This is a genomic window from Streptomyces sp. NPDC101110 (assembly GCF_044759525.1).
Classification (GTDB): domain Bacteria; phylum Actinomycetota; class Actinomycetes; order Streptomycetales; family Streptomycetaceae; genus Streptomyces.
Genome location: NZ_JBIVZM010000002.1, coordinates 603,699 through 618,767 on the forward strand (window position 1 = coordinate 603,699; position 15,069 = coordinate 618,767).

Consider the following 15,069-nt stretch of genomic DNA (forward strand, 5'->3'; position numbering starts at 1 on the left):
GCGGGCAGCGGAGGAGACCGCGGCGGCGCCGATCCGCTCAGCGGGACGGCTGCGGCTACCGCGGAACCCGCCGCAGCTGAAGCCGTTCCTTCTCCGAGAGACCGCCCCAGACGCCGAAGCGCTCGTCGTTGTCCAGCGCGTACGCCAGGCAGGCCGCGCGGATCGGGCACATACCGCAGATCCGCTTCGCCTCCCGCACCGAACTGCCCGGCTCGGGGAAGAAGAAGTCCGCCCCCGTCTGCGCGCACAACGCCTCTTGCTGCCATTCGAGTTCGGGCGAGGTGATGGTGTCGATGTGCATGACCGAGAGCGTCGCGGGCGGCGAAAAACGTTCGATCAACACGAGATCAACACCGCGTTCACGGACCTCCCGGCCGCTCGATGATCGCCCGCCGGACGGGACGGCGCACGGCGGCGCGCGGAAACCTCCGCGACGCGTCCCGGCGGCGCTCCGGCGGCGTTCGTCACCGGGCGGTGCCAGACTCGGCAGTGCAGACGACGGGCCCCTGTCCGAGGAGGGCGACGATGCTCACCACCCGTTACGTCACCGGTGCTCCGAACTGGATCGATGTCGGCACCCCCGACATCGACGGCGCCGCCGCCTTCTACGGAGCGCTGTTCGGCTGGCGGTTCGAGCCGGGCGGCCCGGAGGTCGGGGGCTACGGCCTGTTCCGGCTCGGCGGCAGGACGGCCGCCGGCGGCATGCAGACCACGCCGGAGCAGGGCCCGCCCTCCTGGACGGTGTACTTCCAGTCGCCGGACGCGGACGCCACGGCGCGGGCGGCCGAGCAGGCGCGCGGTGCGGTGACGGTGCAGCCGAGGGACGTCCAGGACCTGGGCCGGATGGCGATCCTCGCCGACCGGGCCGGGGTGACCTTCGGCCTGTGGCAGCCGGGCCGCAACAAGGGGCTGGAGGCCGTCCAGGAGCACGGCTCGCTGTGCTGGGTCGAGCTGTACACGGCGGACGTCCCGGCCGCGGCGGCCTTCTACCACTCCGTGCTGGGTCTGGAGACCTTCGGCGCCGACTTCGCCGGCGGTGCGTACACCACGTTCGTCCCCGCCGGGCAGAGCGAGGACGCCATGTTCGGCGGGGTCGTGCCCCTGGCCGACGACCCCGCGGAAAACGAGGCGCACTGGCTGCCGTACTTCGAGGTCGCCGACACGGACGCCACGGTCGCCAGGGCCGCGGAGCTGGGCGGCACGGTCCGCCTGCCCGCCACCGATGTGCCCTCCGTCGGCCGCCTCGCCAAACTCGCCGACCCCTACGGCGCCCGCTTCGCGGTGATCCACAGCGCACCGCGGCAGGGCTGAGGCCGCACCGGCGCACGCCCTCGGGGTCGTCCCGGGCGTCATGCGTCAGGCGCCGCTATCGCGACAGGCCCTCAGGCCGATGCGCGTCGCACCAGCGTCGTCGGGAGTACGACGCTGGACGGGGGCGCCCCGACGCCCTCCCGCGGGGCGTCCCGGTCGAGGCCGCGCAGCAGCAGGCGGGCCATCAGGCGGCCCATCTCCTCGATGTCCTGACGCACCGTCGTCAGCGGCGGGTCGGTCTGCTCGGCGACGGGCCGCATGTCGTCGAAGCCGATCACGGCCACGTCGTCGGGGACGCGGCGGCCCGCTGCGCGCAGGACGCGCAGCGCGCCGGAGGCCATGAGGTCGTTGGCGGCGAACACCGCGTCCACGTCCGGGCACCGGTCGAGCAGCTCGCGCATCGCCCGCTCGCCGCCGGCCGGGGTGAAGTCGGACTCCGCGATCAGCCGTGGGTCGGCGTCCACCATGACGTCCCGGTAGCCGTCGAGGCGGTCCGCGGCGGAGGTCTGGTCGAGGGCGCCGGTGATGTGCGCGATACGGGTGCGGCCGAGGCCGGCGAGGTGGCGGACCGCGTCACGGGCGCCGCCGCGGTTGTCGCTGTCGACGTAGACGACGTCGCGCCGGCCGCCGCCCCAGCCGGGCCGGCCACCGAAGACCGTGGGGACACCGGCCCGCTGTGTCAGCTCCGGCAGCGGGTCGTCGAGGTGCAGCGAGAAGACGAGGGCGCCGTCGACGTGCCCGCCGGCGAGGTACCGGCCGACCCGGGCGTGGTCGTCCCGGCCCTCCGTGAGCAGCAGCACGAGCTGGTTGTCGTGGGCGGTGAGCTCCTTGCTGATACCCCGCAGCTGGAGTGCGAAGAACGGGTCGGCGAAAACCCGGGTCTCCGGTTCGGCGACGACGACCGCGACCGCGTCGTGCCGTCGGGTCACCAGGGAGCGGGCGGCCTGGTTGGGCACGTACCCCAGTTCCTCCACGGCCTTGCGGACCCGCTCCACCAGGACGTCGCGCACGCCGTCCCCGCCGTTGACCACACGGGAGACGGTGGCCCGTGAGACCCCGGCCCTGGCGGCCACGGCCTCCAGCGTGGGACGCGGCGCTGTGTCGGTCACTTCGGGGCTCCTCACCTGCGGCTGCCGCTCAGGATAGCCCCGGTCCGCAGCGTGGTGAGAGCGCTCTCGCGCGCTCTGGGGAGCGCCCCTCAGTGCGCGTGACCGCCGCCCGCCCGTTCCGCACCGGGCTCGTGACCGCCGCCCGCCGGTTCCTCACCGTGCTCATGACCGCCGCCGGCCGGTTGCTCACCGTGCGCGTGCGGGTCGTACCCGGGGATGGTCCCGTCCGGCTTCTTCACCAGGAACAGTCCCACCATTCCCATGTCGGAGTGGCTCTGCACGTGGCAGTGGTACATCCAGGCGCCGGCGCCGACCCCCTCCCCCGCGATCACCTGAAAGCCGAAGGAGTCGGCAGGACCCGTGATCTTGTTGTCGATCACCTGGCTGGGGTCCTCGGGCCCGGTCAGCATGCCGGTGCGGTTGTCCGCCCAGCGGTGACCGTGCATGTGGAACGTGTGGTAGAACTCGCCGTGCGTGATCACGACGAACTCGACGCGGTCGCCCACCGTGGCTTCGAAGTCCGGCCCCGAGTGCGGCGGCTTGTTGTTGATCCGCATGTCGTTGAAGACGACCGTGTGGGTCCGGTCGGGCAGGACATCGCCCTTGCGGCGGACGATGACGGGCCCGAACAGGCCTTTCTGTAGCCCCACCGTGCCGTGCTCGGTGCCGACGACATGGTCGTGGTAGTGCCAGTAGCCCGCGCTGCCCGAGCGCCAGGTGCCGTCCTTGCGGCGGCCCGGGGCGTGGGTGCGCCAGGTGTAGGTGCGGGTGCCGCCCGGCTCGACATGACTGCGGTTCAGTTTCGTGCCGTCGCTGGTGATCTCGTAGTCGAGGCCGTGCACATGCAGGCTGACCGCCACGTCCATGGTGTTCTCGAACTCGACGTGCAGCGTGTCGCCCTCGTTGAGTTCGATCAGCGGGCCCGGGATGCTCGCCTTGCCCTTCTCCAGGCCGTAGCCCATCTGCCCGTCCGGGAGCTTCTCGGCGTAGAGCTTGATGCGCTTCACCTCACCCCCGGCGGGCGCCGTCTTCGCCGGTCCGGCGGCGCTCACGGCCTCCGGTGCCACGGACAGCGATGTCGCGACGGCCGCGCCGCCCAGCAGGACCCGCCGGTTGAAACCGCGTCTGTCCATGCGGAACTCCCCACCCTGGTAAGGCATTTACGGAGGCGTACCTGTGATGAACCTGTGAGACGGTACCGGCCGCGCTCCCGTTTATCCACACTCAAGACAAAGTTGGCGTCATCCCGGTCATAGGTATTGGCGAGGCATGCAAAGGGGTTTAGCTTCCTTGGCGGTGTTGCTGGCCGAGGAGGTGCCCATGCACTTACGAGGGTTGAGCACGAGAAGACGGGTGTGGGCGGCGTCCGTCGCCGCGGGGGTCGTGACAGCCGGGCTGCTGTCGGGCCCCACCGCGAACGCGCGCCCGTTCCCCGAACCCCCGCTGACAACGATGTCGATCAAGTCGCCACCGGGCGGCGCGAACGTACGGGTGCTGATCTTCCACGGTTCCGCGGCGGCCGGGGAGGAGTCACCGGTGGTGAACGCGGGGATCGAGGCCATCGAGGACATCGGCCTCACGGGTCCCGCGAACCGCCGCTTCAAGGTGCAGGCCACCGGCGACGCCTCGGTCTTCACCGACGAGACGCGGCTCGGCCGCTTCAACGCGATCGTGTTCCTGACCGGCGGGGGCGATGTCCTCGACGCGGAGCAGGAGGCGGGCCTGGAGGCGTACATGGAGGCCGGCGGCGGGTTCGTCGGCATCCATGACGCGGCGCGCGCGGAGCCGTACTCGGACTGGTTCACCGGCCTGGTGGGTGCCCGCCCGACCGCCTCCAGCCCGACGGCGGTCCAGCGCGCGACCGTCGAGGTCGGCGACCGCCGGCACCCCGCCACCAAGGATCTGCCGGTGCAGTGGAAGCGCCCGGACCAGTGGCTGAACTGGGTGAAGAACCCCTCGGGCGACGTGCACACGGTGGCCCGGGTCCGCGAGTCGACCTACCAGCCGGGCTCGGGCTCCAACGGCTGGGACCATCCGGTCAGCTGGTGCCGGGACTACGACGGCGGACGGTCCTTCTACACGGGCATGGGCGGCACGGTGTCGTCGTACGACGAGACCGACTTCCGCGACCATCTGCGCGGCGCGCTGATGTGGACGACCCGGCTGGAGCAGGCCGACTGCAAGGCGACCATCAACGCCAACTACGCCGCGGAGCGGCTGACCAGGCCCAACCAGCCCGGGCAGAACGACCAGATCGGCGAGCCGCACGGGATGGTCACCGCGCCCGACGGCCGGGTCTTCTACATCGGCCGGGGCGGCGCCGACTCCTCGCAGCCGGTGATCACCGACTGGAACAACCCCGACATCGGCAAGGGCAAGGGCGAGATCCACGTCTACGACCCCAGGACCAAGCAGGTCACCCTGGCCGGAGCACTCACCGTCTTCGGCAACAAGGGCGGCGGCGACGAGCTGATCAAGGTCGAGGAGGGACTGCTCGGCATCGAGCTGGACCCGGGGTTCGCGCAGAACGGCTGGGTGTATCTGCACTACACGCCACACGAGCGGATCAACCGCGAGACGCGGATGGCGGAGCGGCGGGTCTCCCGGTTCACACTCGACCGGACCACGAACAAGCTGGACCTCGCCAGCGAGAAGGTGCTGCTGAAGTGGCCGGTGCAGATCCACAGTTGCTGCCACGCGGGCGGCGGGATGGCCTGGGACTCCAAGGGCAACCTGTACATCGCCACCGGTGACAACAACTCCAGCGGCTTCAGCTCCGGTTACTCGGGCAACAACCCGGAGCCGAACTACAAGGGAGTCTCCTTCGCGGACGCACGCCGCACCGCGGGCAACACCAACAACCTCAACGGCAAGATCCTGCGCATCCACCCGGAGCAGGACGGGACGTACACCCTCCCCCAGGGCAATCTCTTCACCGGGAAGGAAACCGACGAGGGCGGCGGCAAGACACGCGGCGAGATCTATGTGATGGGCGTCCGCAACCCGGCGCGCATCTCCATCGACAAGTCGACCGACGTGCTCTACGCGGGCTGGGTCGGCCCGGACGCGAGTGCGCCCTCGACGACCTGGGGCCCGGCCAAGTACGACACGTTCGCCGCCATCACCGAGGCGGGCAACCGCGGCTGGCCGTACTGCATGGGCAACAAGCAGCCCTACCGGGACCGCAACCTGCCGGATCCGTCCAAGCCGCTGGGCTGGTACGACTGCGACCACCCCAAGAACGAGTCGCCGAACAACGACGGGCTGGTCAACCTGCCGCCGGTGACCGGCAACAACATCTGGTACTCGCCCTCGGGCGGCGGCCCGGACTACCCGCGGGACGCGAGCGGCGTGCCGTCGTACAAGCCGGCGGAGGCCACCTACCGGCTGCCCTGGCTGAAGGGCGGCGGGCAGGCCGCCATGAACGGGCCGGTCTACCGCTACGGCACGGTCGCGGCCGACAGCACCGTCAAGTGGCCGGCGTACTGGGACGGCAAGTGGTTCGTCGGTGACTTCTACGACGCCGACCAGCCGCGCAACGCGGTACTCATGGACCCGAAGACGCAAGGCGACGGCGGACTGCCGGTGCACGCGGAGTCGCTGAAGAAGATCGTGCCGGTCGGCAACGACGGCATCAAGAACCTGATGGACTGGAAGTTCGGTCCGGACGGCGCACTGTACGTCTTGGACTACGGGCGCGGCTTCTTCACCTCTGACTCCAAGTCGGCCCTGTGGCGGGTCACCTACAAGGGCGGCGGGCCCACCCCGGCCGCCGGCCAGTTGGCGAGGGGGGCCGAGTGATGCGGCAACGAAGAGTCTGGGCCGCGCTGCTGGCCGCCCTGCTGATGATGCTCGGCATGCAGGCGTTGCCCGCCGCCGGGCAGCCCGGGAAGGAGGCCGCCGCCCAGGTGCTCACCTGGACGGCCGGCAACGACATAGACAAGTACCTGACGTCGCCGAAGACAGCGGTCGCCGGCACCGCCACGATCGTCTTCGAGAACAGCGCGGCCACCGGCAACACCACAGGCATGCCGCACACGCTGACGTTCGTGACCAGCGACCCCGAGTTCAACAGCGACGTACAGCTCAACATCCTGGCCAACCCGAACGACGCCCAGGGCGGCAAGCACACCGCCCAAGTGACGCTCACGCCCGGCCGGTACCTCTACCACTGCACGATCCCCGGCCACGGCCAGATGCAGGGCATCCTCACCGTGACCGAGGGCACCGGCGAGGACACCACGGCGCCCGAGGCGTCGGCGCACGTGAGCGGCACCCAGAACGCGCAGGGCGAGTACGTCGGCTCGGCGAGCGTGGCCCTGCACGCCACCGACGAGGGCGGCTCCGGCGTCGAGCGGATCGAGTACGCGATCGGGGACGCGGGTGCCTGGCAGCCGTACACCGCGCAGGTCGTCGTCAGTCAGGTCGGCAACCACACGGTCCGCTACCGGGCCTTCGACAAGGCGGGGAACGTGTCCGCCGAGAAGAGGGCCACGTTCACGGTCGTCGCTCCCCAGTCGGACGACACCACCGCACCGGACACCTCGGCGACGGTGAGTGGTGAGCGCAATGCCGACGGCGCGTACATCGACATGGCGACGGTCACCGTCTCGGCCTCCGACACGGGATCCGGGGTCAACACGATCGAGTACGCGATCGGATCGGGCGCCTGGCAGCCGTACTCCGGTCCCGTGATGGTCCACCAGGTGGGTGAGCACACCGTCCGCTACCGGGCCACCGACAAGGCGGGCAACGTGGCTGCGGAGAAGAGCGTGACGTTCACGGTCGTCGGGGCGCCGCCGCAGGACACCACCCCGCCGGTGACAGGCGTGAGCGTGGAGGGCACGAAAAACGCGAGCGGCGCGTACGTCAACAGCGCCCGGGTGACCGTCACGGCGACGGACGCACACGGCTCGGGCGTCGAAAGGATCGAGTACTCGCTCGACGGCGGGCCCTACCTCGCGTACTCGGCGCCAGTGGTGGTCGACCGGGCGGGTGCGCACACCGTGGCGTACCGGGCGACGGACAAGGCGGGCAACACCGCGGCGGCCCGCACGGTGACCTTCACGGTCGTCTCGGGGCAGGTGCCCGCTCCGGACTGCCCCGAGTACGACGAGCGGCTGACGGTGATCGTCGGCACGGTCGACTCGGGTGTGCGCAACCGGGTCACGGACAACCGGTGCCGGATCGGCGAGCTGATCGAGGACGAGAAGGAGTGGACGTCCCAGGCGCTGTTCCTGAAGCACGTGGACTCCGTCCTGGACGCGCTCCTGAAGGAAGGCGTGCTCGACCAGCGGGAGTCCAAGGCGATCCGGAAGGCGGCCCGGCAGTCCGGGATCGGCAAGCCGGGGCAGACCGAGGGCTACCGCGCGCTCTTCGACGGCACCGCCGGGTCCCTGGCCAAGTGGCAGCAGGTGGGCGGCGGTTCGTTCGGGCTGAACCCGGACGGGACGATCACCTCCGGCACCACCACGCCCGGGATGGGCATGCTGTGGTTCCCCGAGCGCAAGTACGGCGACTTCTCGCTGAAGCTCCAGTGGCGTGATGACGCCCCGGGCACGGGCAACGCCAACTCCGGGGTGTTCGTGCGCTTCCCGTGGGTCCACGACCATCCGGAGGAGTCCCGGCCCGAGTGGGTCGCCATCAAGTACGGACACGAGGTGCAGGTGTTCGACCGGCCCGACGGGGACATGTACAAGACGGGCTCGGTCTACGGGTTCGACCGTGTCGGTCTCGCCGGTGCCGGTGTCACCCAGAAGGGCACCTGGAACGACTACGAGATCCGGGTGCAGGGCCAGCACTACTCGGTGTTCCGCAACGGCGCGCTGATCAACGAGTTCGACAACACCGGCGGCCAGGAGTTCACCCCGCCGCGCTCGGACGACCCGGGCACGGACGGGCGGCGCTTCGCCTCCGGCTACATCGGGCTCCAAGTGCACGGCACGACCGACGTGGTCTCGTACCGCGACATCCGGATCAAGGAGCTGTAGGGGGTTCCTTCTCCTTGCGGGCCCTGCTCGGCTGTACCCGCCTGGGCTCTCCCGGCATCTTCGGATACTCGGGCGGGTACGGCAGGTCGCCCAGCCCGTGGTCGTGCTCGTCGCGGCGGGCGAGGTCGAGCAGGGCCTCGAGGGAATAGCGCTTGTCGTCCATGTCCGCGTGCACGTCGCCGAGTTCGGCGAAGCGCGCGGGCATCGTCGCGAGGTCGAAGTCCTGAGGGTGCGCGACCCCGACCTCCTCCCAGCGCAGGGGGGCGGAGACGGGAGCGTGCGGGCGGGGGCGTACCGAGTAGGCGGACGCGATCGTGCGGTCGCGTGCCGTCTGGTTGTAGTCCAGGAAGATGCGCTCGCCCCGTTCCTCCTTCCACCATTTGATGGTCACGTGCCCGGGCATCCGCCGTTCCATCTCCCGGCCGACGGCGATGGCGGCGCGGCGGACCTGGGTGAAGGTCCAGCGCGGTTCGATGGGCACGAAGACGTGCAGTCCCCGGCCGCCGGACGTCTTGGGGAAGCCCCGCAGGCCGCCGAACTCGTCGAGCACCGACCGTAGTTCGTGGGCGGCGCGGGCGGCGTCGTCGTAGTCGGTGCCGGGCTGCGGGTCGAGGTCGATGCGGAGCTCGTCCGGGTGGTCGACGTCGTCGCGGCGTACCGGCCAGGGGTGGAAGGTGAGGGTGCCGAACTGCGCGGCCCACACCACCGCTCCGGCCTCGGTGGGGCACATCTCGTCGGCGCTGCGGCCGCTGGGGAAGGTGATGTGGGCGGTCGGGATCCAGTCGGGCATGTTCTTCGGCGCCCGCTTCTGGAAGAAGTTCTCGCCGTTCATGCCTTCCGGGTAGCGCTCCAGGGTGGTCGGCCGGTCGCGCAGGGCGCGCAGGATGCCGGGGCCGACGGCGATGTAGTAGCGGGCGAGGTCCAGCTTGGTGAAACCGCGCTCCGGGAAGAACATCTTGTCCGGGCTGGACAGCCGGACGGTCCGGCCGTCCACCTCCAGTTCCACCGCGTCACCCATGCTGGACACGGTAGGCGTAGCCCGCACACCTCGCATATCGGGCAGACCGGGGTGCACCAGAGCAGAATCGAGCCATGGACCTGCCGGTGATGCCCCCTGTCCTGCCGATGCTCGCCAAGTCGGTGGCGGCGATCCCCGAGGGCATGCAGTACGAGGCGAAGTGGGACGGCTTCCGGGCGATCGTGTTCCGCGACGGGGACGAGGTCGAGCTGGGCAGCCGTACCGGGAAGCCTTTGACCAGGTACTTTCCCGAGCTGGTGACGGCTGTGCGGGAGAGGCTGCCCGAGCGGTGCGTGGTGGACGGGGAGATCGTGATCGCGCGCGAGGGGCATCTGGACTTCGACGCGCTGACGGAGCGGATCCACCCGGCGGACTCACGGGTGCGGACGCTGGCGGAGCGGACGCCGGCGTCGCTGGTCGTGTTCGACCTGCTCGCACTCGGCGACCGGTCACTGATGGACGTGCCGCTGACCGAGCGGCGGGAGCGGCTGACCGAGACGCTGTCCGGGGTGCGGCCGCCGGTTCACCTGGCACCGGCGACCACCGACATCGAGGTGGCGCGGCAGTGGTTCGAGGAGTACGAGGGGGCGGGACTGGACGGGGTCATCGCCAAGCCGCCGACCGTGCGCTACCGGCCGGACGAACGCGCCATGTTCAAGATCAAGCACGAGCGGACGGCGGACGTCGTGGTCGCCGGGTACCGGCTGCACAAGAGCGGCCCGATCGTCGGTTCGCTGCTGCTCGGCCTGTACGACGACCGCGGGATCCTCCAGCACGTGGGTGTCTCCGCCGCCTTCACGATGAAGCGGCGCGCCGAACTGGTTCAGGAGCTGGAGCCGCTGCGCCTGGACGACGTGACGGGGCATCCGTGGGCGGCCTGGTCGGAGGAGGCCGCCCACGAGAAGGCCCGGCTGCCGGGGGCGCCGAGCCGCTGGTCGGGCCGCAAGGACCTGTCGTGGGTGCCGCTCAGACCGGACCGGGTGGCCGAGGTGGCGTACGACCACATGGAGAACGGGCAGCGCTTCCGGCACACTGCCCGTTTCCGCCGCTGGCGCCCGGACCGGACCCCTGAGAGCTGCACGTACGCGCAACTGGAGGAGCCGGTCCGCTACGACCTGGCGGAGATCCTCGGCGTCTAGCCGGTCAGGGCTGCATCAGGACCTTGACCGCGCCGTCCTCCTTGCGCTGGAACATCTCGTACGCGTGCGGAGCCTCCGAGAGCGGCACCCGGTGGGTGGCGAAGTCCTCCACACCGAGGGGGTCCTCGTCGGTGAGGTACGGGATGATGTCGTCGCTCCAGCGGCGGACGTTGGCCTGGCCCATCCGCATCTGGATCTGCTTGTCGAACAGGGTGAGCAGCGGGATCGGGTCCGCGGTGCCACCGTAGATGCCCGACAGTGAGATGGTGCCGCCGCGGCGGACCAGGTCGATGGCGGTGTAGAGGGCGGCGAGACGGTCGATGCTGAAGCGCTCGGCGATCGGGCCGCCCAGCTTGCGGGGCAGGATCGAGGCGGCATTCTGCACCATGCGCGCGACCGCGCTGCCGTGGGCCTCGGAGCCGACGGCGTCGATCACGGCGTCGGGGCCGCGGCCGTCGGTCTGGTCCTGGATCGCGGCGACGAGTTCCTTCTCGTCGTCGAAGGACCTCAGGTCGAACGTCTCCACGCCCCGTGCCTTCGCCCGGCGCAGCCGATCCGGGACCAGGTCCACGCCGAACACCCGGCCGGCGCCCTGCACCTGGGCGACGCGGCAGGCCATGTCGCCGATGGGGCCGAGCCCGAGTACGGCGACGCTGCCGCCCTTCGGGACGTCGGCGTAGGCAACGGCCTGCCAGGCGGTGGGCAGGACGTCGGAGAGGTAGACGAACCGGTCGTCGGGCGGGCCCTCGGGGACCTTGATCGGGCCGAACTGTGCCTGCGGAACGCGCAGGTACTCCGCCTGCGCGCCCGGCACCGCGCCGTACAGGCGGGTGTAGCCGAACAGGGCGGCGCCCATGCCCTCGCCCTGCACCTGGGTGGTCTCGCACTGGGTGGGAAGGCCGGTGAGGCACATCCAGCAGTTGCCGCAGGCGATCTGGAACGGCACCACGACCCGGTCCCCCACCTGGAGGTCCGGGACGCCGGCGCCGACCTCCTCGACGATGCCCATGGGTTCATGACCGAGGATGTCGCCCGGCGTCATGAACGGGGTGAGCACTTCATACAGGTGCAGGTCGGATCCGCACAGCCCGGTGGAGGTGATGCGGATGATCGCGTCTGTCGGCTCCTGGATCGTCGGATCGGGCACGTTCTCCACTCGGACGTCCCGCTTGCCCTGCCAGGTCACTGCCCTCATCGCCTCGCGCTCCCTCCGTCAGCGTGCGCGTCGGTCGTACGGCGGCGTCCGGGTACCCGAACGCCCCGCGCTGAACCTTGAGCCGAACGACGGACGCGGCCAAGACACCTCTCCGCCTGGAACGATCGACTATGGCCATCAATGTTCAGATAAGCGCACAATCAAGACACGTCGAGGACAGCGGGGCGCGGTGGCCAGGGTGAGCATGGGACGAGGGAAGCGCGGACGGCACGCCAGGAGCACGGCGGCGCTGCTGACCGCCACGGTGACGACCGTCCTGGTGGCGGGATGCACCGGCGGGAGCGGACCGGGCGACGACGGTCGAGCGCCGAAGGACCCGAAACACGGCACGTCCCCCTCGCCACTCGTCGTCAAGATCGACAACGCCGCCGCGGCCCGCCCGCACACGGGCGTCGACGCCGCGGACGTGGTCTACGCGGAGCAGGTCGAGGGCGGACTGAGCCGGCTGATCGCGGTGTACGCCACCCGGCTGCCGAAGGCGGTCGGGCCGGTGCGCAGCGCGCGCGAGTCGGATCTGGAGCTGCTGCGCCAGTTCGACCGGCCCACGCTCGCCTTCTCCGGGGCCCAGAAGAAGCTGCTGCCGCTGATCGACAAGGCGCCGCTGAAGGCCAAGACGCCGGGCAACGCCGCCGATGCCTACTTCCGCGGCCCCGGCAGGCCCGCCCCGCACAATCTCTACCTGACGCCCGGGCGCATCGTGTCCGAGACCCCGGGCCGGGCGGCCCTCACCACCGGTTTCCACTACGGGGCGGCGCCCGCCGGTGGCACGGCCACGGCGTCCCGGACCGTGCGCTACCCGGCGGCCCGCTTCAGCTTCACCTGGTCGGACACGCGTGAGCGCTGGCTGGTCGGCATGGACGGCACACCCGCGACGACAGCCGACGGCGAGCAGCTGACGACCGGGACGGTCGTCGTGCAGTACGTGAAGGTGCGCGCGTCGGCCTTCCAGGACTTCCTCGGCAACAACACGCCGTACACGGAGACGGTCGGCTCGGGGAGGGCGCAGGTGCTGCGCGACGGGCGGGCCTGGGACGTGAACTGGAAGCGGGAGAAGGCCGCGGACGGCACGGCGTTCACCACCGGCGACGGCACGCCGGTGAACTTCGCCAAGGGCCAGGTATGGGTGGTGTTCGCCGAGGCACCCTGACCGGCCCCGCCCGGGAGGGCCCCGCATCAGCGGGGCGTCACCACGGGCTCCCCGGGATTGCGCAGGCCCTCGGCCGCGTCGGCGACCCGCCGGATGAGGTCGAAGAACACCGTCCGCTCGTCTGCGGTCAGCGGGGCGAGGAACACCTGGTTCATCCGGGCGGTGCGCACGGTCAGCCTGCGGTGCGTGCGCACCCCCTCGTCGGTCAGGTGCAGCAGCGAGCGGCGGCCGTCCTGGGGGTCACGCACCTTGTCGAGCAGCCCGCGTCGGCTCAGCCGGCTGATCACCTCGGCGATCGTGGACCGGTCGAGCCCCACCCGCTCCCCCACCGTGCGCTGGTCCAGGCCGGGCTCGGCCACGAGGGTGTTGAGGACCGCGTACTGCGGCGAGGTGATCTCCTCGGAGACCATCGCGTTCCACAGCAGGTAGTGCGCCTGCTGGAGCCGCCGGGCCAGGTGCCCGGGGTGGGTGGTGAGGTCCGCGGCCGCCATGGACACTCCTCGCTCGATTCGTTGGTGCACTGAACAATACTCAACACATCGACCGCTGTCTGCTGGTCGCGCGGAGGTTCACCGTCACGCTCAACGGGGTCTTGACGCCCTTCCTGTCCCGGTGACAGCGTGAGAGGTAGCTCGCAGAAATACTCAGTGCCCTGATTAATTCGGTCGGGTCGCTCGGAAGAGATGGGGCTTCTCGGATGGACAAGGTGGTCGCCACGGCCCTGGGGGCGGTGGCCGACGTGCCGGACGGCGCGTCGCTCGCGGTGGGCGGTTTCGGGCTGAGCGGTGTGCCGAACGTGCTGATCGAGGCGCTGCACGAGCGCGGCGTGGCCGGGCTGGCGGTGGTGTCCAACAACTGCGGGGCGATGGAGTCGGGGCTGGCGGTGCTGCTGGCCGCCGGCCGGATCGCCCGGGTCACGGGTTCCTACATCGGCGCCAACAAGGAGTTCGCGCGGCAGTACCTGGCCGGGGAGCTGGAGGTCGAGCTCATCCCGCAGGGCACGCTGGCCGAGCGGCTGCGGGCCGGCGGCGCCGGGATCCCCGCCTTCTACACCCCGGCGGGTGTCGGCACGCAGGTCGCCGACGGCGGACTGCCCTGGCGCTACGACGGTCGGGGCGAGGTCGCGCTCGCCTCCCCGCCGAAGGAGGTCCGGGAGTTCGACGGCACCGAGTACGTGCTGGAGCGGGGCATCCGCACCGACTTCGCCCTGGTGCGGGCCGCGCGCGGCGACCGGCACGGCAACCTCGTCTTCAACAAGTCCTCCCGGAACTTCAACCCCCTGGCGGCGATGGCCGGGAAGGTCACGATCGCCGAGGTGGAGGAACTCGTGGAGCCCGGCGAGATCGACCCGGACGCGGTGCACCTGCCGGGCGTCTTCGTGCAGCGGGTGCTCGCGCTCACCCCGGAGCAGGCGGCGGACAAGAAGATCGAGCGGCGGACGGTGAGGTCCTGATGGCCTGGACACGCGAGGAGATGGCGGCCCGCGCGGCACGGGAGCTGCGGGACGGCCAGTACGTCAATCTCGGCATCGGCCTGCCCACGCTCATTCCGAACTTCCTCCCCGAGGGCGTGGAGGTCGTCCTCGAATCGGAGAACGGCATCCTGGGCACCGGCCCCTACCCCACCGAGGACGCCGTCGACCCGGACCTGATCAACGCCGGCAAGGAGACGGTGACGGTCCTGCCGGGCGCCTCCTTCTTCGACTCGGCGCTGTCCTTCTCGATGATCCGGGGCGGACACATCGATGTGGCGGTGCTCGGTGCCATGCAGGTGTCCGAGCGGGGCGACCTGGCCAACTGGGCCGTCCCCGGCAAGCTGGTCACCGGCATCGGCGGGGCGATGGACCTGGTACACGGGGCCCGCACGGTCGTCGTCGTCATGACGCACACCGCCAAGGACGGCTCGCCGAAGATCCTCACCGAATGCTCCCTGCCGCTGACCGGAAAGGGGTGCGTGAACCGGATCATCACCGACCTCGGCGTCCTGGACGTCACCGACGACGGGCTCGTGCTGGTGGAGACCGCGCCGGGGGTCACCACCGAGGAGATCGCCGCCCGGACCGACGCCGAACTGACCGTGCCGGAGGGCCTGCAATGAAAGGAGCAGTCGGCAGGGAACAGCAGGACGAGTGCGCGCTGC

13 protein-coding genes are annotated in these 15,069 nt (G+C 70.7%); 7 read left to right on the top strand and 6 right to left on the bottom strand.

The genetic code is table 11. The annotated features are described in order from the left end of the window. Nucleotides 1–55 precede the first annotated feature (55 nt). Nucleotides 56–301 carry a WhiB family transcriptional regulator gene (locus ACIQU3_RS06070; protein ID WP_366712892.1) on the bottom strand — a complete coding sequence of 82 codons (246 nt, stop codon included), beginning with the start codon at nt 299–301 and terminating at the stop codon, nt 56–58. A 224-nt stretch (nt 302–525) separates the two neighbouring features. Between ACIQU3_RS06070 and ACIQU3_RS06075 the strand changes: the two genes are divergently transcribed. Further along, nucleotides 526–1,311: a VOC family protein gene (locus ACIQU3_RS06075; RefSeq protein WP_403743138.1), complete on the top strand. Its 786-nt coding sequence runs from the start codon at nt 526–528 to the stop codon at nt 1,309–1,311. Between the two features lie 71 nt (nt 1,312–1,382). On the opposite strand, the gene ACIQU3_RS06080 is transcribed toward ACIQU3_RS06075, so the two are convergent. Both ACIQU3_RS06080 and ACIQU3_RS06085 read right to left on the bottom strand, forming a co-directional pair. Next, complete coding sequence (locus ACIQU3_RS06080) at nt 1,383–2,420, bottom strand: LacI family DNA-binding transcriptional regulator (protein ID WP_403743134.1); 1,038 nt, start codon at nt 2,418–2,420, stop codon at nt 1,383–1,385. An 89-nt stretch (nt 2,421–2,509) separates the two neighbouring features. Beyond that, a complete protein-coding gene (locus tag ACIQU3_RS06085; RefSeq protein ID WP_403743129.1) occupies nt 2,510–3,553 on the bottom strand; it encodes a multicopper oxidase domain-containing protein in 1,044 nt (347 codons plus the stop codon). A 187-nt stretch (nt 3,554–3,740) separates the two neighbouring features. Between ACIQU3_RS06085 and ACIQU3_RS06090 the strand changes: the two genes are divergently transcribed. Further along, a complete protein-coding gene (locus ACIQU3_RS06090; protein ID WP_403923513.1) occupies nt 3,741–6,221 on the top strand; it encodes a ThuA domain-containing protein in 2,481 nt (826 codons plus the stop codon). Then, nucleotides 6,221–8,410, top strand: coding sequence for an OmpL47-type beta-barrel domain-containing protein (locus tag ACIQU3_RS06095; RefSeq protein WP_403923515.1), 2,190 nt, complete (start codon nt 6,221–6,223; stop codon nt 8,408–8,410). Before ACIQU3_RS06090 ends, ACIQU3_RS06095 begins: the two co-directional genes overlap by 1 nt. On the opposite strand, the gene ligD is transcribed toward ACIQU3_RS06095, so the two are convergent. After that, nucleotides 8,397–9,428 carry a non-homologous end-joining DNA ligase gene (gene ligD / locus ACIQU3_RS06100; RefSeq protein ID WP_403743117.1) on the bottom strand — a complete coding sequence of 344 codons (1,032 nt, stop codon included), beginning with the start codon at nt 9,426–9,428 and terminating at the stop codon, nt 8,397–8,399. The two genes, ACIQU3_RS06095 and ligD, sit on opposite strands and share 14 nt — an antisense overlap. A 74-nt stretch (nt 9,429–9,502) precedes the next feature. Between ligD and ACIQU3_RS06105 the strand changes: the two genes are divergently transcribed. Beyond that, the gene (locus ACIQU3_RS06105; protein WP_403923517.1) at nt 9,503–10,567 is read left to right on the top strand and encodes an ATP-dependent DNA ligase; all 1,065 of its coding nucleotides are present in this window, start codon (nt 9,503–9,505) and stop codon (nt 10,565–10,567) included. 4 nt (nt 10,568–10,571) lie between these two features. Here the strand turns inward: ACIQU3_RS06105 and ACIQU3_RS06110 are convergent, their stop codons facing one another. Next, on the bottom strand, nt 10,572–11,762 hold the full coding sequence (locus ACIQU3_RS06110; RefSeq protein ID WP_403743110.1) for a zinc-dependent alcohol dehydrogenase: 1,191 nt from the start codon (nt 11,760–11,762) through the stop codon (nt 10,572–10,574). A 205-nt stretch (nt 11,763–11,967) separates the two neighbouring features. Here ACIQU3_RS06110 and ACIQU3_RS06115 point away from each other — a divergent pair, with 205 nt between their 5' ends. Next, nucleotides 11,968–12,930, top strand: coding sequence for a DUF3048 domain-containing protein (locus ACIQU3_RS06115; RefSeq protein WP_403743107.1), 963 nt, complete (start codon nt 11,968–11,970; stop codon nt 12,928–12,930). Between the two features lie 26 nt (nt 12,931–12,956). On the opposite strand, the gene ACIQU3_RS06120 is transcribed toward ACIQU3_RS06115, so the two are convergent. Further along, complete coding sequence (locus ACIQU3_RS06120; RefSeq protein ID WP_403743104.1) at nt 12,957–13,421, bottom strand: MarR family winged helix-turn-helix transcriptional regulator; 465 nt, start codon at nt 13,419–13,421, stop codon at nt 12,957–12,959. Nucleotides 13,422–13,627: 206 nt separating this feature from the next. Between ACIQU3_RS06120 and ACIQU3_RS06125 the strand changes: the two genes are divergently transcribed. Together ACIQU3_RS06125 and ACIQU3_RS06130 are read left to right on the top strand one after the other, a co-directional pair. After that, complete coding sequence (locus tag ACIQU3_RS06125; protein ID WP_403743100.1) at nt 13,628–14,383, top strand: CoA transferase subunit A; 756 nt, start codon at nt 13,628–13,630, stop codon at nt 14,381–14,383. After that, nucleotides 14,383–15,027: a CoA transferase subunit B gene (locus ACIQU3_RS06130; RefSeq protein ID WP_403743097.1), complete on the top strand. Its 645-nt coding sequence runs from the start codon at nt 14,383–14,385 to the stop codon at nt 15,025–15,027. The genes ACIQU3_RS06125 and ACIQU3_RS06130 overlap by 1 nt, the downstream gene beginning before the upstream one ends. Nucleotides 15,028–15,069: the final 42 nt, after the last annotated feature.

What these genes read in the sequence shown, in the direction of transcription:
- ACIQU3_RS06070 (WP_366712892.1), bottom strand. Translation starts at nt 301, where the DNA reads ATGCACATCGACACCATCACCTCGCCCGAACTCGAATGGCAGCAAGAG.
- ACIQU3_RS06075 (WP_403743138.1), top strand. Translation starts at nt 526, where the DNA reads ATGCTCACCACCCGTTACGTCACCGGTGCTCCGAACTGGATCGATGTC.
- ACIQU3_RS06085 (WP_403743129.1), bottom strand. Translation starts at nt 3,553, where the DNA reads ATGGACAGACGCGGTTTCAACCGGCGGGTCCTGCTGGGCGGCGCGGCC.
- ACIQU3_RS06090 (WP_403923513.1), top strand. Translation starts at nt 3,741, where the DNA reads ATGCACTTACGAGGGTTGAGCACGAGAAGACGGGTGTGGGCGGCGTCC.
- ACIQU3_RS06095 (WP_403923515.1), top strand. Translation starts at nt 6,221, where the DNA reads ATGCGGCAACGAAGAGTCTGGGCCGCGCTGCTGGCCGCCCTGCTGATG.
- ligD (WP_403743117.1), bottom strand. Translation starts at nt 9,428, where the DNA reads ATGGGTGACGCGGTGGAACTGGAGGTGGACGGCCGGACCGTCCGGCTG.
- ACIQU3_RS06105 (WP_403923517.1), top strand. Translation starts at nt 9,503, where the DNA reads ATGGACCTGCCGGTGATGCCCCCTGTCCTGCCGATGCTCGCCAAGTCG.
- ACIQU3_RS06110 (WP_403743110.1), bottom strand. Translation starts at nt 11,762, where the DNA reads ATGAGGGCAGTGACCTGGCAGGGCAAGCGGGACGTCCGAGTGGAGAAC.
- ACIQU3_RS06115 (WP_403743107.1), top strand. Translation starts at nt 11,968, where the DNA reads ATGGGACGAGGGAAGCGCGGACGGCACGCCAGGAGCACGGCGGCGCTG.
- ACIQU3_RS06120 (WP_403743104.1), bottom strand. Translation starts at nt 13,421, where the DNA reads ATGGCGGCCGCGGACCTCACCACCCACCCCGGGCACCTGGCCCGGCGG.
- ACIQU3_RS06125 (WP_403743100.1), top strand. Translation starts at nt 13,628, where the DNA reads ATGGACAAGGTGGTCGCCACGGCCCTGGGGGCGGTGGCCGACGTGCCG.
- ACIQU3_RS06130 (WP_403743097.1), top strand. Translation starts at nt 14,383, where the DNA reads ATGGCCTGGACACGCGAGGAGATGGCGGCCCGCGCGGCACGGGAGCTG.